We start from the raw sequence: 19,979 nt of genomic DNA, 5'->3' as shown, positions 1-19,979 counted from the left end.
GTTTTGACACCAAAACGCCGATAGACAATTCGTGATCGTCAATCAAAGTGCATCTAATTGGAGTACCGACATGCGCCTTACCACTACTCTCGCCGCCGCAGCTGCAATCGCTGTTACTGGTGCCGCTGCCAACGCTGGTGGCCTGGCCCCTGAAGTCATGGAAGCACCAGTTGTCGTCGTTGACACGCCTGCTCCTGCTGGCTCTATCAACAGCGGCTACGTTGTTCTTGGCCTGCTGGCAGCTCTGGTTGCTGCTTCCGGCTCTTTCTAATCACCCGATTAGAAGCTTGAATAGGAAAGGCTGGCCTCGTGCCAGCCTTTCTCACATCTAAACCTACGGAGATTTGACAATGCGTATTACTACTACTCTTGCTGCCGCCGCTGCCATCGCAGTTGCTGGTTCTGCCGCCACCGCCGGTGGTCTGGCCCCTGAGATCATGGAGCCGGTTGTCGTCGTTGACGCGCCTGCACCTGCTGGCTCGATCAACTCTGGCTACGTTGTGCTGGGCCTGCTGGCCGCACTGGTTGCCGCTTCGGGTTCTTTCTAAGACCTGAACGCCACAGAATTCGGTCAAAAGGACGTGCCTGATCGGCGCGTCCTTTTGCGTTTGAAGTGACCGATACGTTATATTTCATTGGCTTTGACCCTTGCCATCGGTTTGGGCGGATGAGCAACCACGCCTGCTGCCGCGGGAATGCCTGAACCATCGAGGATCATGGCTGTGGATATGGATAAGACCGCCCTTCTTGGGCTGGGGCGTTTCGTTGGCCGTGGTCGGCCAACTCCTGTCACTAGGCCGTTAGCGCCGCGCCATCATCGCCAGTCGAATCAGGGTCCGTTCCATTAGCGCATGGGTCGGCGCGGTGTTGGCGGATCGCATTTGCAGGTCGGTATCGGTCAGCGCGGTCAGCGCGCGTTCCAGCCTGTCGCGACCCCATTGCCCCGCCTGACGAGTGATCTGATCGCGGCGCGGACCAAAGACCGGGGGCCGCAAGCTGCCGACGCCTTGGCCCGGCCCGCCGGGGTGGGCCGCGACCTGATGTAACCGCCGGAAATGCCGCATCGCGCCGATGCACAGTGTGACGGGGGCGACACCTTGGGCATAAAGTTCCTGCAAGGTCGGTCCGATCGCCTGCGCATCCCCGGTTGCCACGACATTGATGATGTCGTCCACGTCGACTTCTGCCGATTGCGGTGCCATGGCCTGCAGCTCTGCCACGGTCAAAGGGGCCGAATCGCCCCTTTTGTAGAGGCCGAGTTTTTCCAGCGTTTGGCGGAAATCACCCGGTTGCAGGGACTGTGACAAGGCTGTCACCGCCTCCATCACGTCGCGGGGGACATCATTTATGCCTGCGGTTGCCAGTGCTTCTTCGATGTCGGCGCGACTGGGCGGGTCGTCATAGACGCCGATGGCGACAGCGGCGCGGTGGCCTTCGAAGACCTTGCGCAGGGCGGATTTGGCGGTGAGCTGCCCGGCAGCGGCGACGATCTGGGCATCACCGGGCTGCCAGTCGGCGAGGGCGGCGGCAAAGACCTTGGACAGCCCGTCGGTGGCCCCTTCGACAAAGGCGACACGCGGGCCGGGAAAGAATCCCTGCGCCTTGAGCGCGTCGTTGAGAATTGCGGGATCCTTGCGCAGGTCTGCGGCGGCGATGCGGGTCAGGCGCATCTCTTCCTCGGCGCCTGGACCGGTCAGGGCGGCAATCGCGGCCTGTCGCTTGTCGGCCACGCGCATGGCATCGGCGCCAAAGATCAGCAGGCCGGCATGGGCGGGGTCCGGTTTCTTCAGGTAGGCGGCGGCGTCGCGACCAGTCAGCTTCATTGGGGCAGATCCCCGGCAGTTGCGGTGAGGTCCGCGACGATCATATCAGCAAGTGCCGTGGCCAGCCGCGCCTGCGCATCGGTTGCGGCGGCTTGTGTCGCCACAGTGGACCCGGTGGCCGAATAGCTGGTGAAGGTCTGAGTGCTACCCGAGGTCAGCACCGCGCCTGCGGTGTCGGTCAGGGTCCAATCGGCAAATCCGCGCAGGTTGATCCGCGTGGTGTCACCTTCGGTGGTGATCGCGGCGGCGGTCTGGTCCTGCCGGAGCGTGACATTGAGCGCAAATCGCGGCGTGTCTGCCGCGCCAAGACGGTCGGTGATGCGGGTGCGCAGGCGGAACCCGGCGACCGTATCGGGGGCGGTGACAGCTACGGCATTCCGCAGTGGTGTCGCCACCCCATCGGTGCCAAAGGCCGGGGAAAACCCGCAGCCTGCCAGCGCCAAGAGCCCCAGAAGGGCGAGGCGGCGGGCAGGCAAGGCGGGTTTAGATGACAATGTTCACGATCCGGCCGGGGACAACGATGATCTTTTTCGGTGTGGCCCCGTCAAGTTGCCGCGCCACCGTTTCCAGCGCAAGCGCCTCGACATCGGCCTTGTCGGCGTCGGCGGCGACTTGCACCTCTGCCTTGCGTTTTCCGTTGATCTGGATCGGCAGGGTTACCGTGTCTTCGACCAGCATGGCGGGGTCGGCCTGTGGCCAGGGGGCGTTGACGATCAGGCCCTCACCGCCCAGAAGCGCCCAGATTTCTTCGGACAGGTGCGGGGTCATGGGGGCCATGAGTTGCGCAAGAGTCTGGGTGGCCCAGCGTTTGGTGTCAGCGCCCGCCTTGGATTTCGACAGCGTGTTGGTGAAGCCGTAAAGCTTTGCAATTGCTGCGTTAAAGCCAAAGGTTTCCACGCCGGAGGTGACGTCGTGGATCGCCTTGTGGGTGGCTTTTTTCAGGTCCTCATCGGTTGCTGACGCGCCCTCTTCGGAGGTGGCGGCGTCCTGCGCGATGCGCCAGACGCGGGCGAGGTGTTTGGAGGCGGCCTCTGCCCCCGACGCGGTCCATTCCACGTCGCGTTCCGGCGGGCTGTCAGACAGCACGAACCAGCGCGCGGTGTCAGCCCCGTATTCCGCAACGATGCGGTCGGGGTCGACCACGTTGTTTTTGGACTTGGACATCTTGGCGGAGGGGACGACTTCAACTTCAGCGCCGCCCTCGATCAGGTAGGCCTTGCCGTCGCGTTCTTCGACCGCTTCGGGATAGTGATAGGTCGGCTTGCCGCCGGTGGTTGACGGCGTTTGATAGATCGCGTGGGTGACCATGCCTTGGGTGAAAAGCGCGTCGAAGGGTTCTGCCGTGCCTTGCGGCAAATGCCCGGTCATGTTCATCGCGCGGGCGAAGAAGCGGGAATAAAGCAGGTGCAAAATCGCGTGCTCGATGCCACCGATGTACTGGTCGACGTTCATCCAATAGGCGGCATCCTCGGGCACGGTTGGCGTGTCGGCGCGGGGGGCGGTGAAGCGGGCGAAATACCAGCTGGAGTCCACGAAGGTATCCATCGTGTCGGTTTCGCGCTGCGCGGGTTTGCCACAGGTCGGGCAGGCGCAGTCGCGCCAGGTCGGGTGGCGGTCAAGCGGGTTGCCGGGGATGTCGAAACTGACGTCATAGGGCAGTTCGATCGGCAAATTCTCTTTCGTTTCAGGCACTACGCCGCAGTCGTCGCAATGGACAACCGGGATCGGGCAACCCCAGTAACGCTGGCGCGACAGGCCCCAGTCGCGCAGGCGGAATTGGGTTTTGCCGGTGCCCCAGCCCTGTTTTTCGGCGTAGTCGATTGTGGTGTCGATCGCCTCTTGGCCCGTCGCCACTGTCAGGCCGGCAAAGTGGTTCACCCATGTGACTTTTTCGGTCTTGGGGGGCACGAAAGCGGTGTCGGTGACGGGGGTTTCATCGCCCGTGGCAAAGAAAGTGTCGATCACTGGCAGGTCGTATTTGCGGCAGAAATCAAGATCGCGCTGGTCATGCGCGGGGCAGGCAAAGATCGCGCCGGTGCCGTAATCCATCAGGATAAAGTTGGCGATCCAGACCGGCAGGTGCCAGTCGGGGTTCAGCGGGTGCTGGACGGTGAGGCCGGTGTCAAACCCCAGCTTTTCACCCTTTTCCAGCGCCTCTTCGGTGGTGCCGCCCTTGGCGCATTCGGCGCGGAAGGCTTCGACTTTGGGGTCGTTGGTGGCAAGTTCGCGGGCCAGCGGGTGGTCGGGTGAGATGCCGACGAAGGACGCGCCCATCAGCGTGTCGGGGCGGGTGGTGTAGACGGTGATCGGATCACCGCCATCGGTGCGGGCGAAGCTAAATTCAAGGCCGCGGGATTTGCCGATCCAATTGGCTTGCATCAGCTTGACCTTGGCAGGCCAATTGTCGAGCCGGTCAATGGCGTCGAGCAGTTCCTCGGAATAGTCGCTGATCTTGAAGAACCACTGCGTCAGCTCGCGGCGTTCCACGTCCGCACCAGAGCGCCAGCCCTTGCCGTCGATCACCTGTTCATTTGCGAGCACGGTCATATCAACCGGGTCCCAGTTGACGGTAGCTTTCTTACGGTAAATCAGTCCCTTGGCGAGGAAATCGATGAACATGGCCTGTTGCTGGCCGTAGTATTCGGGGTCACAGGTTGCCAGTTCGCGCGACCAGTCCAGCGACCAGCCCATCGGCTTCATCTGGGCCTTCATGTCTGCGATGTTCTGATAGGTCCAATCCTTGGGGTGGCCGCCCGAGGCCATCGCGGCGTTTTCGGCAGGCATGCCAAAGGCGTCCCAGCCCATTGGGTGCAGCACGTTGTGGCCGGTGGCGATCTTGTAGCGCGCGATGACGTCGCCCATCGTGTAGTTGCGCACGTGGCCCATGTGAATCCGGCCAGAAGGATAGGGGAACATTTCCAGCACGTAATACTTCGGCTTGTCGTCGGTGCGCGTGGCCTTGAACGCCTCGGCGGCGTCCCATGCGGCTTGCCACTTCGGCTCTATCTCGGACGGGGTGTAGCTGGACATGTCGGGTCTTTCTGAAACGGGAAACGCCGGGCGGTGGGCCCGGCGTGGATATAGGCCAATTGGGGGCGGCAGGCTATAGGCGGCCGTCCGCGATGCGTAGCTGGCGTGCGCGGGACAGGATCGCGTCTTCGACGGCGCGCTGGGTTTCGATCGAAGCCGCGCCGCTGCGGGTTTGCAGGGCGACGTTCAGGGAACGCGCATCCAGTGCGGGGTCGGTGATATAGATCGTGGCCTTATAGGCGCGGCTGCCGCCGGGGGGCGTGCCAAAGCCGGTGACGATGACGCCGGTGAAGGGGTCAACCGACTGGATTGGCAGGAAGTTCAGCACATCAAGCGATGCCGCCCAAAGGTAGCGGTTGACGGCGACGCTTTCCGCGCCGGTGGTGCGGGCAGCCTGGCGCACGGCCTGATCGGGCGGGGTGCTGCCGCCAAGCCCGAGGCTGCCAAAGGGGCTGCTGCTGCCGCAGGCGGCAAGGGCGGCGATAAGGCCAAGCGCCAGAAGCGGCTTTGTGGTGCGGATGGCTGGTATCACGATAGACCCCTCGTCCCATACAAGTCTTGCGGAAATGTGTAGCGAAGGGGCGGGGGTGTCACAAGCCTATTGCTTTGTTTCACAAGGCTTTGCGTGCAGTTGTGGCGCATCAGGATGGCGCAAAATGAAAGAGCGGCCCCGAAGGACCGCTCTGACTTAGATCGTTTGCATTCGATTAGAATGCGAAGGATGCCTCGATTGTGGCGCCTTCTTTGTACTCTGGGCCGCCCAGGTCTTCGCCCAGGACTGCGTCGTCGCCGTCGTCAGCGTAAGACACCAGAAGCTCTGCACCGCCACCCAGGTCGTAGGTTGCTGCGGCATAGAAGCCCATGTCGTCGCCATCAACGTCGGTGCCGAACACACCACCGAGAACGGTCAGGCCGTTGCCAACGTCGTAAGAAGCGTCGACTTCGAAGGAAGCAACATCGTCAGCACCGCCTTCGCCACCGTCTACGTCCCAAGCTGCGGAGACAGAGATCGGGCCGTTGTCGTAGTCAGCCGACAGACCGTAGTTGTCTTCTGCAACGTCGTTCATGCTGTAGTAGCCGCCGATGACCACTGGACCAACAGGGTAAGAAGCAGAGATGCCGGTCGAAGTCTCAGTGCCATCGTCGATGTAGGACACTGCGATGTCTGCACCAGCGAAGGAAGCAGAACCGCCGATACCCATGATCTCAGGTGTCGGGCCGAATTCTTCCTGGTAGGCCAGCTCAACGCCGAAGTCACCGAAGGTGCCTGCAACGTGGATCTGCATTGCGTCCAGCGTTTCGCCGGTCAGGTCGTTGCCTGCGCCAGAGTCAAGGCCGTAGGACACAGCAGCTGTGAAACCAGCAACTGTTGCTTCACCGACCAGCATGGCTTCGAAGCCAGCTACGTCGAAGTGCGTGTCTTGGTCGTTGAAGTCAGCAACGGTCGAACCGTCAACGCCGCCCCAACGATCTTCTGCGACTGGGTCCAGATCGCCAACAGACAAGCTTGCGATGTCAGAAGACAGCGACAAGACGTAGCCGCCGGATTCCAGATCGATGCCTGTGCCGCCGTCGACAGCGTCAAAATCGAAAGTTGCAGTTGCGGTCAGACCGTTGTCGAGAACAGCAGTCATGGTCACTGCGACGTTTGCGTCCCAGTAGAAGCCGTCACCAGCTGCGCCGCCACCAAGGTCGCCAGCGTCGTTGTAACCCAGAGTTGCTTCACCGCCGAAGGTGATGCCAGACTCTGCGTGGCCTTCGGCCGCAGCGGCGCCAGCGAAGGCAACCAGGGCGGTCGATGTAAGAAGGATGCTTTTCATGGATGATTCCCTCGTGTTTGCATTCCCAAGATGCCAGAACGTCCGGCATTGCCTGTGTAATTGCGCCTAACGGGCTGCACACTCAAGTAAATTGGGGCCTGATCGGGTGGGTACGGGGAAAATGGTGCATCTGTGTCACACACACAATTTGCAACAATCTGACATGACAAGGGTGGTCATCGGGCATATTGAGGGGGAAACATGGAAACCTTCAATGGATTCAGGAGCATGGCATGTCACTTGCCGAGATCACAGCACGCGCAGATGCCGCAGCCACGCGCGCCGGGCGGAACCCGAAGGACGTCACGCTGATTGCCGTATCCAAGGTGCAACCGGATGCGCGGGTGCAAAAGGTGCTGGAATCAGGTCACAGAAGCTTTGGTGAGAACAAGGTGCAGGAAGCGGCGGGCAAATGGCCGGGTTTTCGCGAGGCATTTGATGGAATCACCCTGCATTTGATTGGACCGCTGCAGACCAACAAGGCGCGGCAGGCGATGGCGTTGGCGGATGTGATCCACACGCTGGACCGGCCAAAGCTGGCAAAGACGATGGCACGGATTGCGCAAGAAGAAGGTGCCTGCCCTGATCTGTTCGTTCAGGTGAACACCGGGGAAGAGGCGCAAAAGGCCGGGGTGATGCCCAGAGATGCGGATGGGTTCATCGCAGATTGTCTGGCGCTTGATCTGCCGGTCAAAGGGCTGATGTCCATTCCGCCGGTGGATGAAGAGCCGTCATTACACTTTGCCCTGCTGGCCAAGATTGCCGCACGCAACGGGCTGAAGGGCCTGTCGATGGGCATGAGTGCGGATTTTGAAAGCGCGATTGCGCTGGGGGCCACGCATATCCGCGTCGGTTCTGCCATTTTTGGTGCGCGGGACTACGGGTGAGCGACGATTACGCCCCGCCGCAGGATCCGCTGGACATTCTGCATGATGATCACGAGGTGGTGCTGGTCAATAAGCCGTCCGGGTTGTTGTCGGTGCCGGGCAAGGGGCCGCATCTGGCTGATTGCCTGATCGCGCGGGTGCAAAAGGTGTTTCCCACGGCTTTGCTGGTCCACCGGTTGGACCGGGATACGTCAGGTGTGATGATCTTTGCGCTGACGTCCCATGCGCAGCGGCATCTGGGGCTGCAGTTTGAAAAGCGACAGACCAAGAAGGTCTATGTGGCGCGGGTCTGGGGTGAGATGGCCGAGAAGACTGGGACGGTGGACTTGCCGCTGTGCGTGGATTGGCCGAACCGGCCGCGGCAGCATGTGGACTTTGACAATGGCAAGGCGGCGCAGACCGATTGGCGCGTGGTGCGGGCGCGGGATGGCGAAAGCCGGGTGCGGTTGATGCCCAAGACCGGGCGGTCGCATCAGTTGCGGGTACATATGAAGGAAATCGGGCATCCGATTCTGGGGGACCCGTTTTATGCCACTGGGGCCGCGCGAGCGTTTCCGCGGTTGATGCTGCATTCAGAGGCGCTGCAATTTCGGCATCCGGACGGTGGCGCAGGGATGAAGGTCAGCGCAAAAACGCCGTTTTGAGGTTACGCCTGCGGCGCCCCTGCGGGGCGGGGCCGCGATTATTCGACGAATAATCGGGGTGCGAGTGGCGAGTGTGTGCCTTTGGGTTTGGCGTGTCCGCGCGTGGCCGGTGTTGGAGCCTCCGGCGGGGATTATTCTGGCCAGAAGAAGCGGGACGCCCGCGTAAGGTGGCGGGCGTCCGGTTTGTTCATTCCGCGGCGATGTCCCAGCCGGAGACGGCTTTAACCTCGAGGAATTCTTCGATCCCCCACAGACCGCCTTCGCGGGCGCGGCCTGACATTTTCATGCCGCCAAAGGGTGAACCTGCGCCGCGGTCCATGCCGTTCATTTCGACCATGCCGGATTTCAATGCGCGGGCCATGCGGTTGCGGCGCGCGCCGTCGGTTGTCTGGACATAGTTCGTCAGGCCGTAGGCGGTGTCATTGGCGATGGTGATGGCCTCTGCCTCATCCGAGAAGGGAATAATCGACAGCACGGGACCAAAGATCTCCTGTTGCGCAATATTCATGTCGTTGGTCACATCGGCAAAGACCGTGGGGCGCACGTAGTAGCCGCGGTTCACGCCTTCGGGCAGGCCGGTGCCGCCCGCGACAAGGCGCGCGCCTTCGTCGATGCCCATCTGGATCATGCCCTGGATCTTGTCCCATTGGCTTTTGTTCACCACCGGGCCGATGTGGCGGCCGGGTTCGGTTGTGGGGCCGACGGTGATTTTGGCCGCGACTTCGGCGGCTTCATCGACAACCCGGTCATAGATCGAGGATTCGACCAGCATCCGAGTTGGGGCGTTGCACGACTGGCCGGTGTTGTTCATGCAATGCAGCACGCCGCGTTTGACGGCCTTGGCATCGGCATCGGCAAAGATCACGTTGGCCCCTTTGCCGCCCAGCTCCAGCGTGACGCGTTTGAGGGTTTCTGCTGCTGCTTTGGAAATTGCGGTGCCCGCGCGGGTGGAGCCGGTGAAAGAGATCATCGCCACGTCGGGGTGGGTCGATAGCTGTGTGCCTACACCCAGACCATCGCCGTTCACCAGATTGAACACACCAGCGGGCACGCCGGCGTCGTGCACGAACTCAGCAAAGAGGAGCGAGGAAAGCGGCGCCTCTTCGGAAGGTTTGAGCACAATGGTGCAGCCCGCAAGCAGGGCTGGGATCACTTTCAGTGTGACTTGGTTCATCGGCCAATTCCACGGCGTGATCAGGCCGACGACACCGATCGGTTCCATGATAATACGGTCGTTGGGGGCGTCATCGCGCAGTGGGCGGTCCCATGCGACGGCGTCCACGGCCTCGAGAAAGTTTTCAAGGTGCCAGGGCAGGCAGGGGGCCTGGCTATTGCGCGCGAGATCAATTGGTGCGCCCATTTCGGTGCTGATGGCCTGCGCCATTTCTTCTGCGCGCTTGTTATATTGTTCAAGGATCTTGCCGACATAAGCCGCGCGTTCGGCGGGCGGGGTGGCCGCCCAGGACGGGAAGGCGTCACTGGCGGCTTTGACGGCGGCGTCGGTGTCGGCCTGATCGCCGAGCGAGATCACGGCGCAGACCTCTTCGGTGGCGGGGTTGATCACGTCGTGCGGGCGCGCCGCGGCGGGGGCCACCCATGCGCCATTGATGTAGAATTTGGTTGTGTCAGTCATGGCAAATCTCCGCCCTGGTGTGTGGCGCAAGATGGCACTGCGCGCAGGCCCTTTCAAGCGCCTGCGACACGACATATGATGTGATCAAACGTAATGGAGCAAAAGGAGTTCCACCATGAGCCTGCGCATTAACGACACGATCCCAAATCTCACTGTCGAAACCGACACTGGCACAATTAGCCTGCATGACTTTGTTGGCGACAACTGGGCCGTGATCTTTAGCCACCCCAAGGATTTTACCCCGGTCTGCACGACCGAGTTCGGGGCGGTCGCGCAATTGGCCGACGAATGGGAGAAGCGCGGCACCAAGGTGCTGGGCGTTTCTGTCGATGGGGTTGAGGACCACAAGAAGTGGAAAGGGGACATCAAGACTGCCGGCGGTGCTGATCCGACTTTCCCGATTGTGGCCGATACTGCGCTGGAGTTGTCAAAGGCCTTTGATATGCTGCCCGCCGAGGCCTATTTGCCTGATGGCCGCACACCAAACGACACGGCTACTGTGCGGTCGGTGTTTATTATCGGACCGGACAAGCAGCTGAAGCTGTCGATGACCTATCCGATGAATGTGGGCCGCAACTTTGCCGAAGTGCTCCGCGCACTGGACGGGTTGCAGACTGCTGCGGGGCAGGGCGTGGCGACGCCTGCCAACTGGAATATCGGCGACGATGTGGTGATCCCGGTTGCCGTGTCTGACGAGGCCGCGAAGGAAAAGTTCGGCGATTTCCGCACCGTGCTGCCTTATCTGCGGATGACCAAGCTGTAAGCAATCGGATTGATCCGGTTGCAACGGCCCCCGTCAGAAATGGCGGGGGCTTTTTTGTGGGGAAGGTTTGCCCGGCAATGATGCGGCGCGGGCGGGACGCTTTGTCGTCGAGCGGTGGAGGAGCCCACCTTTGGCACTTGTCGGTGGACAGCGAATGGTCAAACCCAATTGAGTTTTCCAGTCGGTCAGGGTAACTTTTGTTCATGGCCTTGCTCGGGCCTCCCCCCTCCACCGGGGCAGCATTTGACATGCAGAGCGATACCACTTCGAACCTAACCTGTTCGAGCACACGCATAAGGAGGGATTGCGAAGACCGCTCGCCAAAGGAGGTTCAGGATGAGACTTTCATCACCAATCCACACGCTCAAGCGGCACGCAAAATTGCTGGCGCGCGACAGTGACATCAGGCTTCACGAAGCACTGAACCAAATCGCCACCAAAGAGGGGTTCAGGGACTGGAGCCACTTGGCGTCCAGTACGTCCAAAGCGACCACAGCCGCCGACATCATGAGCCAGCTTAACCCGGGCGATATGATGCTGATCGGTGCGCGCCCCGGCCACGGCAAGACCCTTTTGGGGCTGGAGCTGATTGCGTTGGCAGAAAAGAAAAGTCGCGTCGGCTACGTTTTTTCATTGGACTATAATGAAGCGGACGTCTGGGACAGGATTGAAAAACTTGGTTTCGATCGGCAGAAATCTGACTGTCAAATCGTTGTTGATACATCGGACGACATCTGCGCGGCACATATCATTGAACGCCTGAGCAATGCGCCGCATCAAGCACTCGCTGTGGTCGATTACCTGCAGCTTTTGGATCAAAAGCGAAGCAATCCTTCGCTTGCGGCCCAAGTTCGGGCGCTAAAGACATTTGCCATCGCGCGTGGTGCGATTATCGTCATGATTTCGCAGGTTGATCGCGTTTTTGAGCTGTCTTCAAGTGTGATGCCAAGCATTACGGACATCCGGCTGCCAAACCCAGTCGATCTGTCACTGTTCAACAAAAGATGCTTCTTGCATGACGGGGAAATCTAGCTGGCGACAGTGTCATGACACCGGGTCAACCGGCTTTGCGGACGTGCGATGAAGGTCCGCAAAGCCCCCCAGTGAGCGATCGCCGTCGCCCGCCCCCATTTGGATCAGAACAGGTAGACCGGCGTATTGACGGGCACCATGTCGTAAAGCTCTGCCACGTGTTCGTTGGTCAGCCGCACGCAGCCTGAGGAAAAGCTTCTGCCGATGGTTTCGGGCTGCGGTGTGCCGTGGATGCGGAAATAGGTGTCGCGCCCCCGATTGTCATGCAGGTATAGCGCGCGGGACCCCATGGGGTTCTTGGGATGCCCACCGGGCAATCCATCGCGGTAGGGGCCGTAGATATGCGGCTCGAGCCGGACCATGTTGCGGGTCGGGATCCAGCTGGGCCATTCAGCCTTGCGCCGGATCATCAGTACGCCGGTATAATTGCGGCCCTCGTCACCGATGGCGATGCCGTATCGGCGTGCGCGGCCATTGCCCAAGGTCCAGTAGAGATAGAAGTCATTCTTGACCACGTGGATTTCACCGGCGGGCAGGGCGTCATTGACGTCAACCTCGCGCGGGCGAAACTTGTACGGGATCCATGCGGCGTTTGCGACCGATGGGGTCGCAAGAAAAGAAGCCGCAGCCGCGGCGGCGAATTTGCGTCGTGTCAACATCGTTAGACCTGCTCGTCCACGCCCGTTTCGGGCTTTTTCTGAACGCGGTCATAGCATTTTGGTCGGACTTCACCGAGAGGGTGATTTTCGCTGCAACTGCGTGGTGCGGTTTCGCGGTCACACTGCCTGTTGGCTGGGATGTTCGTCGGCGTCGTGCTCGCAATTGCCGGAAATGCCGATGCGGACTGCAAGATCATTCATGTCATTGAGGATGTCTTTGAAGGCCAATCCGTTCTGCGTGAGCCCATAGCTGACCTGCGGCGGAATCGTCGGTTTGTGGTTGCGGTAGATCAGGCCTGCCTGTTCAAGGTTGCGCAGCCGCTCTGTCAGCACCCTTGAAGAGATACCCGGCACCAGTCTTTTCAACTCTCCGAATCGGACTTCGCCGTAATTTCCAAGACGCCAGAGGATATAGGTTGTCCAAGGGCCTGAAATGACACGCAAAAGCCCATCCATGGGGCAAGAAACTTCTCTTTTGATTTCAGCCATTTCGCAACTCTGTAACTTGGTTACTTATTGATACCTACTTTTATAAAGTAATCCAGTCGGTATTTGTAACCTCAACGCGATTGGCGTGGAAATAAAGGATATGAAAATGACGCAGAATGCAAAAGTGGTCGTCGTGTATCACAGCGGTTACGGGCACACGAAAGTGCAAGCTGAGGCGGTGATGCGCGGTGCGGCGCAGGTCAGTGACGCCAGCCTGATTGATGTGGCTGACCTGTCGCAAGGGTTGGATGAACTGGCCGATGCTGACGCCCTGATCTTTGGGTCGCCCACATATATGGGCAGCGTTTCGGGGCCCTTCAAAAGCTTCATGGATGCGTCTTCCGGTATTTGGTTGGAGCAGGGGTGGAAAAATCGGATTGCAGGTGGGTTCACCAATTCGTCCAGCCAGTCGGGCGACAAGGTTGCGACGTTGCAGGCCATGTCGATCTTTGCGGCGCAGCATGGGATGATCTGGGTCGGGATGGACCTGGCGCCGGGCAACAACTCTACCCATGGCAGCGAAGATAACTTGAACCGCATGGGCGCCAGTCTGGGTGCAATGGCGCAATCCCTGGCCGATCAGGGGCCGGATGTTGCACCGCCCTCTGCCGATATTCTGACGGCTGAATACTATGGCGCACGCGTCGCTGAAGCGGCCAACCGTTGGGTTGCGGCTGGCGGACGTGATCTGGCTGTCGCAGCCTAAACGAAAAAGGCCCCGGTGTTCCCACCGGGGCCTTTGAACTGAGTGAAAGGGCGCTTATTCAGCGTCTTCCTTTTTGGCTTCTTCGCCGGTCTCCTGATCGACAACTTTCATCGACAGGCGGACCTTGCCGCGATCATCGAAGCCCAGAAGCTTGACCCAGACTTCCTGACCTTCTTTCAGAACGTCGGACGGATGGTTCAGACGGCGGTTTTCGATCTGGCTGACGTGCACAAGGCCGTCCTTTTTGCCAAAGAAGTTCACGAAAGCACCAAAGTCCACAAGCTTTACAACTGTGCCTTTGTAGATCTTGCCCTCTTCCGGCTCGGCCACGATGGACCAGATCATGTCGTGGGCTTTTTTGATCGCATCAGCGTCGTTCGAGGCGATCTTGATGATACCGTCGTCGTTGATATCGACTTTGGCACCAGAGACTTCCACGATTTCGCGGATCACTTTACCGCCTGATCCGATGACTTCACGGATCTTGTCAGTGTTGATCTGCAGCGTCTCGATCTTCGGTGCGTGCACGCCCAGATCATTGGATGTGGAGAGCGCCTTGCCCATCTCACCCAGGATGTGCATCCGGCCTGCTTTCGCCTGTTCCAGCGCTTTCTTCATGATCTCGGGCGTGATGCCTGCGATCTTGATGTCCATCTGCAACGAGGTGATGCCGTTCTCTGTACCCGCAACCTTGAAGTCCATGTCGCCCAGGTGGTCTTCGTCACCCAGGATGTCGGACAGGATCGCGTATGACCCGTCTTCTTCCATGACCAGACCCATGGCCACACCGGCCACGGCCGATTTCAGCGGCACACCAGCGTCCATCATCGACAGCGAACCGCCGCAGACAGAAGCCATCGAGGAAGAGCCGTTGGATTCAGTGATCTCGGACACCAGACGGATGGTGTAGGGGAAGTCGGTTGCGGCAGGCAGAACCGCCTGCAGCGCGCGCCATGCCAGTTTGCCGTGACCAATCTCACGGCGACCCGGAGGGCCCACGCGGCCAGCTTCACCAACCGAATAGGGCGGGAAGTTGTAGTGCAGCATGAAGTTCGACTTATACATGCCCGACAGCGCGTCGATCATCTGTTCGTCGTCGCCAGTGCCCAGAGTGGTCACGACCAGACCTTGGGTTTCGCCGCGTGTGAACAGGGCAGACCCGTGGGTCCGTGGCAGGATGCCGGTTTCGGACACGATGTCGCGGATTTCGTCGAGCGCACGGCCGTCAATCCGCTTGCTGTCTTTCACCACAGCGCCGCGCAGGATGGAAGATTCCAGACCCTTCAGGGCGGAACCAAGGTTTGCATCGGCCTGCTGTTCTTCGGTCAGGGCCTCAACGATGTCAGCCTTGGCTTGTGCCACAGCACCGGTGCGTTCCTGCTTGTCGAGGATCGCATAGGCGGCGCGCATCTTGTCTTCACCAGCGGCTTTCACAGCGGCAGACAGTTCTGAATAGTCTGGCGGCTGGAAGTCGAAGGGTTCTTTCGCGGCTTCCTCGGCCAGATCAATGATCAGGTCGATGACCGGCTGGATCTGCTCGTGTGCAAAGGTCACAGCGCCCAGCATTTCGTCTTCTGTCAGCTCGTAGGCTTCGGATTCGACCATCATCACGGCGTCTTTGGTGCCGGCGACAACAAGGTCCAGACGCTGCTCTGGGTTCATGCGCAGGTTGTGCATGTCGTCCATTTCAGGGTTCAGAATGTAATCGCCATCTTCATAGCCGACGCGGCATGCAGCGATTGGGCCCATGAACGGCGCGCCGGAAATTGTCAGCGCGGCAGAGGCGGCGATCATCGCGACCATATCGGGGTCGTTGACCAGATCGTGGGATAGCACGGTGCACATCACCAGCACTTCATGCTTGAAGCCACTCACAAAAAGCGGGCGGATCGGGCGGTCGATCAGGCGTGCAGTCAGCGTCTCTTTCTCGGTGGGACGCGCTTCGCGCTTGAAGAAGCCACCGGGGACTTTACCGGCGGCGTAGTATTTTTCCTGGTAGTGCACGGTCAGCGGGAAGAAGTCCTGCCCCGGCTTTGGTTTCTTGGCGAACGTTACGTTGGCCATGACGCTGGTTTCGCCCAGCGTGGCAATGACTGAACCGTCGGCCTGACGGGCAACCTTGCCGGTTTCCAGTGTCAGAGTCTCAGGACCCCACTGGATGGATTTTTTCACTTCGTTGAACATCTATCGTCTTTCTGAATGGGCCAGTCTCGGCGGTCCGAGTGCCCTATGAATTGGCGGCCCCATGCCGCCGACCCCTGTCCTTTGTATGGCGCCGGGGTCAGGGCGCCACGTCTCAGATGCGGGGGCCATACAGGAAGTTGACGTTGATGGGAAGCGTTGTGTGCGCGGGCCTAGAACCAAAAGTCGGTCAGATAGGCATCATAAGCGGGCGGCAGGGTGACGGACATCAGGGCCGCGACGATTGCAGCGCCTGTGGCAAAGCCAAGGACCAGCACCGGGACTGCCCATTTCCGCTGCGCGGGGTAACGATGCAGGACGACGGCCAGATGCGCAAAGAGAGCGGCAACACCCAGCGTGTAGTAGGGCGCGAAGTACCAGACAAAGGGCGCGCGATCGACAACGGCGGCGGCCCAAAAGACATTGGTGTCGATTTCTGCATAAGACATCCGGGTCGCAAGCGTGGCCCCGATATGCTGCATCAGGAACAGCGCGAGGACAGCGCCCGACGCAATTTGCAAGCGCGGCCAGAACCGTTTGGGCCACCCGCGCTGCCAGAGCAGGCGCAGGCCAAGCGCGATCTGGATCGCAAAGGCGGCCAGCAACAGCGGCTCGACCACGGGATTGCGGTAGATGACGCGCAAGCCCTCCATCGCCCAGAGGTGCCAATCGGTGCCAAGAAAGATCAGCAAGTGATTGCCAAGGTGCGCCGCGATGTAGGTGGCAAGGATCATGGCGGTCGTGCGGTGCAACTTGCGAAGGTTCGTCATGTTCGGTTCCTTTCACCGATCAGCATGAGTGTGGGGAGGATGAGAAAGGCGACCCAGTGTGGCATCGGGCGCAGTGATCCCAGATCAACCGCGCCGTAGCCCAGAAACAGCAGGGCCGCGCCAAGATGGATCGCTATGATCAGCACCGCCAGCGGGCGGTTGGGATGGCGGGCCAGCCAGAGTGTTGCCAGCGCCAGCAGCGCCATCAGCAAGGTTGCGACGTGCCAGATTACGTTGGTGACCGCGATAATCAGCGGTGTCAGGTCACTGGCGCGCACTGGATCCATGACGCGGTATCCGCCGTAAAACACATGAACCAACGTGACCAGCATCAAAAGGGCGGCGGCGCTGAGGTGCCAGAGACTCAAACGGTTCACTTGCGTCCGCGCTGCCCCACCAGCATCAGAGCAGGGATTGCGAAAAAGATGATCCACTGCGGCATCGGCCAGATGGTGCCCAGATCAGCGATGCCATAGCCCAGAAAGATCAGTCCAAAGCCAAGTTGCATCGCAAGCAGCAGTGCGACCAGCGGTTTATTGCTATTGCGCGCCAGCCAGAGCAGCGCCACGGCAAACAGCGCCAGCAGCAGTGTAATGGCGTGCCAGACGACAGAGGCGACACCGATCACCAGGGGATCAAGCGTGCTGGCGCGGATCGGGTCCATCACCTCTGGTCCGCCGACAAAGACATGGATCAGGGTGGTCAGGGCCATCAGGGCAGCAGCTGTCAGGTGCCACAGGTTCAGGCGATGGGATACGGTCGTATTGGGATAAGTCGTCATATCGGAACTCCCGTTTCAAAACATACGCTGCCGTATGGAATGGATTCTTGCGCAAGTCAATACGCCTGCGTATGGTGCGGCATGGTCGAAACGTCGCGCCTTAACAAAGAAGATTGGCTTGCTGCGGGTTTTCGCGCGCTGGCGGCAGAAGGCCCCGGGGCTTTGCGGGCAGAGCCGTTGGCCCGTCGCCTGAACACCACCAAGGGATCGTTCTATTGGCACTTTAAGGACGTGCCTGACTACAAGCGCCAAATGCTGAAACTGTGGCGCGAAAAGGTCGCAACAGAGGTGATAGACGCGGTTGAACAGACCCCCGGCGTGGCCGCCCAGCTGCAACACTTGCTAGCCCGCGCAGCACTTCCGCCGCCCGAGCAATTCGGCGGGCGCGCGATTGAGCCTGCCGTGCGTGCTTGGGCGCTGACCGACCCGGATGTAAAGGCCGCGCTGTCGGAGGTTGACGCCATTCGGACCGCCTTTGTCGCCAAACTGCTGTCAGAGTTTGGCCTGACGGATCCCGATTTGCCGCAAGCAATCTATGCGGTTTATCTGGGGTTGGATGATCTGACGGCCAAAGGGTCGGGCGACATTGCGACAGGTCTGCCAGCGTTGATGAAGCTGGTCTTGCGGCCCTGAACAAAAACGCCCGCGGGGAAACCGCGGGCGTTGACCGGTGAACTGTCAGCTTGGGATCGTCAGCCGTCGCTGTCCAGATTGCCGGTTTTGAACAGCAGGCCGGCAGCAACCGCGCCCACAATCGGGGCCACGATGAACAGCCAAAGCTGCGACAATGCGCCGGTGCCTGCAAAAAGTGCCGGCCCAATGGACCGGGCGGGGTTCACGGAAACGCCGGTGACGTTGATCCCCACAAGGTGGATCGCCACCAGTGTCAGACCAATCGCCAGACCGGCCATCGCCGCAGGCGCGCCAGAGCCGGTGGCCCCAAGGATCACCACGACAAAGAGGAAGGTTGCGACCGCTTCGAACACGAAGGCAGCGACCATCGTGTATTCGCCCAAGTACCCGGCACCCCAGCCGTTCTGGCCTAGACCGTTCTCGGCGACGCTATAGTCGGCCTTGCCGCTGGCAATCAGCAGCAACACGGCAGCGGCAGCAATCGCACCGGCCACTTGCGCGATGATATAACTGATCGCCTCGCCCATCTGCATCCGCCCGGCGGCAACGGCCCCCAGTGAGACGGCTGGGTTGATATGACAGCCCGAGACCGGCCCGATACCATAGGCCATGCCGATCAGCGCCAGACCAAAGGCAAAACTGATGCCTGTCAATCCGATGTCTGCGCCAGCTATCACGGCAGAGCCACAGCCGATCAGCACAAGTGTGAATGTGCCGACAAATTCAGCGATTTGTTTCTTCATGGTGTTCCCTCATTCCTTATTGGGGTCCTTGTGCCCGGTTGGCCCCGGCAGTCTAAGGGGAATGAAATGAAAACCGGCCCCGCTGGCTGATGTGCCCTCGTCATTGTGAGCATTGCGGCATAGGGTTGCGGCAATTGCCCGACAGGACCGCCCGCCCCGTGTTTCAGATCATTGTCAATTCGTGGAACGACCGTCTGCTGCGGCTGGCATTCCTGTGCATCACGCTGATGGGGATCGCGGTTGCCTCTATTGTGCCGTTTCAGTCCGTCATCGGGATTGAGCGGTTGGGCTTTTCCAATGCCGCCTATGCGCTGATCACCACGCTGGGCGCGCTTTTCAGCGTGGTGGCCTCTGTCTGGGTGGGGATCTACACCGATCAGACCGGGCGCTATCGCGAGTTTCTGATGGGATGCACCTGCGTTGGCATTCTGGCCGGGCTCTGCGTGTTCCTTTTGCCCGCCAAGGCGACCTTTGTTCTGGCGCATGTGGTGCTGTTTCCCATCGCGTCGACCACCTTCACGCAGTACTTCGCGATGGCGAGCTTGTCGGCGGCGAACAACCCGGCGCTGGATAAGGACGTCAGCCTGTCACTGGTGCGCGCAGCCTTTGCGGGCGCTTTTGGCCTGACCCCGCCGGTGCTGGCGATTGCGGTGGCGGGCGGGCTGGACCTGTTGTCGGTCTATGGGTTTGTGGCCTGTATCAACGTGATCGTGCTGCTGCTGGTGGCGCGGTCATGGCCGCGTGACCAGAGCGCGCTCAACAAGCAGTCGGGGTTGGGGTTCTTTGCATCGCTGCGCGAGGTGTCAGAGTTGCGCGTGATTATCCGGCTGGCCTTGATCGCAGTGATCACCGGGGTGAATGCGCTTTACAACATTTTGCTGGGGCTCTTGATCCTGAACAACCTTGGCGGATCAGAAGCAGACGTGGGTTGGTTTGCGGGTGGTGTCGCGCTGGTCGAGGTGCCGGTGATGCTGCTGTCAGCGGCGGCGCTGCGCCATGTGACGCGGACCGGCATGATCTTTGGCGGGGTGCTGGTCTATGTCGGCTTTCTGGGCGGGTTGGCCGCGATGCCGGACATCGCCAGCGCCTGGGTCATGATCATCCCCGGTGGTATCGGCGCGGGCATTTTGCTGTCGATCACCGTGGGCTATGTGCAAGACCTGATGGCCGACCGTCCCGGAGCCGGATCTGCGCTGGTGTCGGTGTCGCACTTTGGCGGCACGATGTTTGCCGCAGCCGTGCTGGCCAGTGCTGCAACCTTCACCGATTATATCGGCACTGCCTGGATTGGCTGCGCTTTGGCGCTGACTGCGGGGGTGGTGCTGTTCGTGATTGATGGCGCGCGGGTCCGCCGGGTGCGCGTTGCCTGAGCGGGATCAGGTACA

The 19,979-nt window shown here is 60.4% G+C and carries 22 protein-coding genes; 9 read left to right on the top strand and 13 right to left on the bottom strand.

Annotated elements, in window-relative coordinates; genetic code table 11:
- The first annotated feature begins 70 nt into the window (after positions 1–70).
- Entirely contained in the window at positions 71–271 is a 201-nt protein-coding gene (locus AB3Y40_RS19065) for a hypothetical protein (protein WP_369440480.1), read from the top strand.
- A 79-nt stretch (positions 272–350) separates the two neighbouring features.
- Positions 351–548: a hypothetical protein gene (locus tag AB3Y40_RS19060; RefSeq protein WP_369440479.1), complete on the top strand. Its 198-nt coding sequence runs from the start codon at positions 351–353 to the stop codon at positions 546–548.
- A 252-nt stretch (positions 549–800) separates the two neighbouring features.
- On the opposite strand, the gene holA is transcribed toward AB3Y40_RS19060, so the two are convergent.
- The 5 genes from holA to AB3Y40_RS19035 all read right to left on the bottom strand — a co-directional run bounded on the left by holA (position 801) and on the right by AB3Y40_RS19035 (position 6,673).
- A complete protein-coding gene (holA, locus tag AB3Y40_RS19055) occupies positions 801–1,823 on the bottom strand; it encodes a DNA polymerase III subunit delta (RefSeq protein ID WP_369440478.1) in 1,023 nt (340 codons plus the stop codon).
- Positions 1,820–2,317 (bottom strand): LPS assembly lipoprotein LptE, encoded by a 498-nt coding sequence (gene lptE / locus AB3Y40_RS19050; protein ID WP_369440477.1) that lies wholly within the window; start codon positions 2,315–2,317, stop codon positions 1,820–1,822. The genes holA and lptE overlap by 4 nt, the downstream gene beginning before the upstream one ends.
- A complete protein-coding gene (leuS, locus tag AB3Y40_RS19045; protein WP_369440476.1) occupies positions 2,307–4,853 on the bottom strand; it encodes a leucine--tRNA ligase in 2,547 nt (848 codons plus the stop codon). The genes lptE and leuS overlap by 11 nt, the downstream gene beginning before the upstream one ends.
- Before the next feature lie 73 nt (positions 4,854–4,926).
- The gene (locus AB3Y40_RS19040; protein WP_369440475.1) at positions 4,927–5,385 is read right to left on the bottom strand and encodes a DUF3576 domain-containing protein; all 459 of its coding nucleotides are present in this window, start codon (positions 5,383–5,385) and stop codon (positions 4,927–4,929) included.
- Positions 5,386–5,560: 175 nt separating this feature from the next.
- Positions 5,561–6,673, bottom strand: coding sequence for a porin (locus AB3Y40_RS19035; RefSeq protein WP_369440474.1), 1,113 nt, complete (start codon positions 6,671–6,673; stop codon positions 5,561–5,563).
- A gap of 233 nt (positions 6,674–6,906) precedes the next feature.
- Here AB3Y40_RS19035 and AB3Y40_RS19030 point away from each other — a divergent pair, with 233 nt between their 5' ends.
- Positions 6,907–7,560, top strand: a complete 654-nt coding sequence (locus tag AB3Y40_RS19030; protein ID WP_369440473.1) for a YggS family pyridoxal phosphate-dependent enzyme — start codon at positions 6,907–6,909, stop codon at positions 7,558–7,560.
- The gene (locus AB3Y40_RS19025; RefSeq protein WP_369440472.1) at positions 7,557–8,204 is read left to right on the top strand and encodes a pseudouridine synthase; all 648 of its coding nucleotides are present in this window, start codon (positions 7,557–7,559) and stop codon (positions 8,202–8,204) included. Before AB3Y40_RS19030 ends, AB3Y40_RS19025 begins: the two co-directional genes overlap by 4 nt.
- A 187-nt stretch (positions 8,205–8,391) precedes the next feature.
- Here the strand turns inward: AB3Y40_RS19025 and AB3Y40_RS19020 are convergent, their stop codons facing one another.
- Complete coding sequence (locus AB3Y40_RS19020) at positions 8,392–9,837, bottom strand: aldehyde dehydrogenase family protein (RefSeq protein ID WP_369440471.1); 1,446 nt, start codon at positions 9,835–9,837, stop codon at positions 8,392–8,394.
- Positions 9,838–9,952: 115 nt separating this feature from the next.
- Here AB3Y40_RS19020 and AB3Y40_RS19015 point away from each other — a divergent pair, with 115 nt between their 5' ends.
- Entirely contained in the window at positions 9,953–10,600 is a 648-nt protein-coding gene (locus AB3Y40_RS19015; protein WP_369440470.1) for a peroxiredoxin, read from the top strand.
- 336 nt (positions 10,601–10,936) lie between these two features.
- On the top strand, positions 10,937–11,632 hold the full coding sequence (locus tag AB3Y40_RS19010; protein WP_369440469.1) for a DNA helicase: 696 nt from the start codon (positions 10,937–10,939) through the stop codon (positions 11,630–11,632).
- A 104-nt stretch (positions 11,633–11,736) separates the two neighbouring features.
- Here AB3Y40_RS19010 and AB3Y40_RS19005 read toward each other — a convergent pair whose 3' ends face one another.
- Together AB3Y40_RS19005 and AB3Y40_RS19000 are read right to left on the bottom strand one after the other, a co-directional pair.
- Positions 11,737–12,291: a L,D-transpeptidase gene (locus tag AB3Y40_RS19005; protein ID WP_369440468.1), complete on the bottom strand. Its 555-nt coding sequence runs from the start codon at positions 12,289–12,291 to the stop codon at positions 11,737–11,739.
- A gap of 117 nt (positions 12,292–12,408) precedes the next feature.
- Entirely contained in the window at positions 12,409–12,747 is a 339-nt protein-coding gene (locus AB3Y40_RS19000; protein WP_369440467.1) for a winged helix-turn-helix transcriptional regulator, read from the bottom strand.
- A 139-nt stretch (positions 12,748–12,886) separates the two neighbouring features.
- Here AB3Y40_RS19000 and AB3Y40_RS18995 point away from each other — a divergent pair, with 139 nt between their 5' ends.
- Complete coding sequence (locus AB3Y40_RS18995; RefSeq protein WP_369440466.1) at positions 12,887–13,486, top strand: flavodoxin family protein; 600 nt, start codon at positions 12,887–12,889, stop codon at positions 13,484–13,486.
- A gap of 54 nt (positions 13,487–13,540) precedes the next feature.
- Here AB3Y40_RS18995 and pnp read toward each other — a convergent pair whose 3' ends face one another.
- The 4 genes from pnp to AB3Y40_RS18975 all read right to left on the bottom strand — a co-directional run bounded on the left by pnp (position 13,541) and on the right by AB3Y40_RS18975 (position 17,218).
- Positions 13,541–15,670 carry a polyribonucleotide nucleotidyltransferase gene (pnp, locus tag AB3Y40_RS18990; protein WP_369440465.1) on the bottom strand — a complete coding sequence of 710 codons (2,130 nt, stop codon included), beginning with the start codon at positions 15,668–15,670 and terminating at the stop codon, positions 13,541–13,543.
- 170 nt (positions 15,671–15,840) lie between these two features.
- The gene (locus AB3Y40_RS18985) at positions 15,841–16,437 is read right to left on the bottom strand and encodes a hypothetical protein (RefSeq protein ID WP_369440464.1); all 597 of its coding nucleotides are present in this window, start codon (positions 16,435–16,437) and stop codon (positions 15,841–15,843) included.
- Complete coding sequence (locus AB3Y40_RS18980) at positions 16,434–16,769, bottom strand: hypothetical protein (RefSeq protein ID WP_369440463.1); 336 nt, start codon at positions 16,767–16,769, stop codon at positions 16,434–16,436. The genes AB3Y40_RS18985 and AB3Y40_RS18980 overlap by 4 nt, the downstream gene beginning before the upstream one ends.
- A 41-nt stretch (positions 16,770–16,810) precedes the next feature.
- Positions 16,811–17,218, bottom strand: coding sequence for a hypothetical protein (locus AB3Y40_RS18975; RefSeq protein WP_369440462.1), 408 nt, complete (start codon positions 17,216–17,218; stop codon positions 16,811–16,813).
- A gap of 81 nt (positions 17,219–17,299) precedes the next feature.
- Here AB3Y40_RS18975 and AB3Y40_RS18970 point away from each other — a divergent pair, with 81 nt between their 5' ends.
- Positions 17,300–17,851 carry a TetR/AcrR family transcriptional regulator gene (locus AB3Y40_RS18970; RefSeq protein WP_369440461.1) on the top strand — a complete coding sequence of 184 codons (552 nt, stop codon included), beginning with the start codon at positions 17,300–17,302 and terminating at the stop codon, positions 17,849–17,851.
- 59 nt (positions 17,852–17,910) lie between these two features.
- Here AB3Y40_RS18970 and aqpZ read toward each other — a convergent pair whose 3' ends face one another.
- Positions 17,911–18,594 (bottom strand): aquaporin Z, encoded by a 684-nt coding sequence (gene aqpZ / locus AB3Y40_RS18965; RefSeq protein ID WP_369440460.1) that lies wholly within the window; start codon positions 18,592–18,594, stop codon positions 17,911–17,913.
- A 158-nt stretch (positions 18,595–18,752) separates the two neighbouring features.
- Between aqpZ and AB3Y40_RS18960 the strand changes: the two genes are divergently transcribed.
- Complete coding sequence (locus tag AB3Y40_RS18960) at positions 18,753–19,964, top strand: MFS transporter (protein ID WP_369440459.1); 1,212 nt, start codon at positions 18,753–18,755, stop codon at positions 19,962–19,964.
- Positions 19,965–19,979: the final 15 nt, after the last annotated feature.

It is taken from the genome of Yoonia sp. R2331 (assembly GCF_041103235.1).
GTDB lineage: Bacteria > Pseudomonadota > Alphaproteobacteria > Rhodobacterales > Rhodobacteraceae > CANMYO01.
This window is presented reverse-complemented; position numbering and strand designations above follow the sequence as displayed.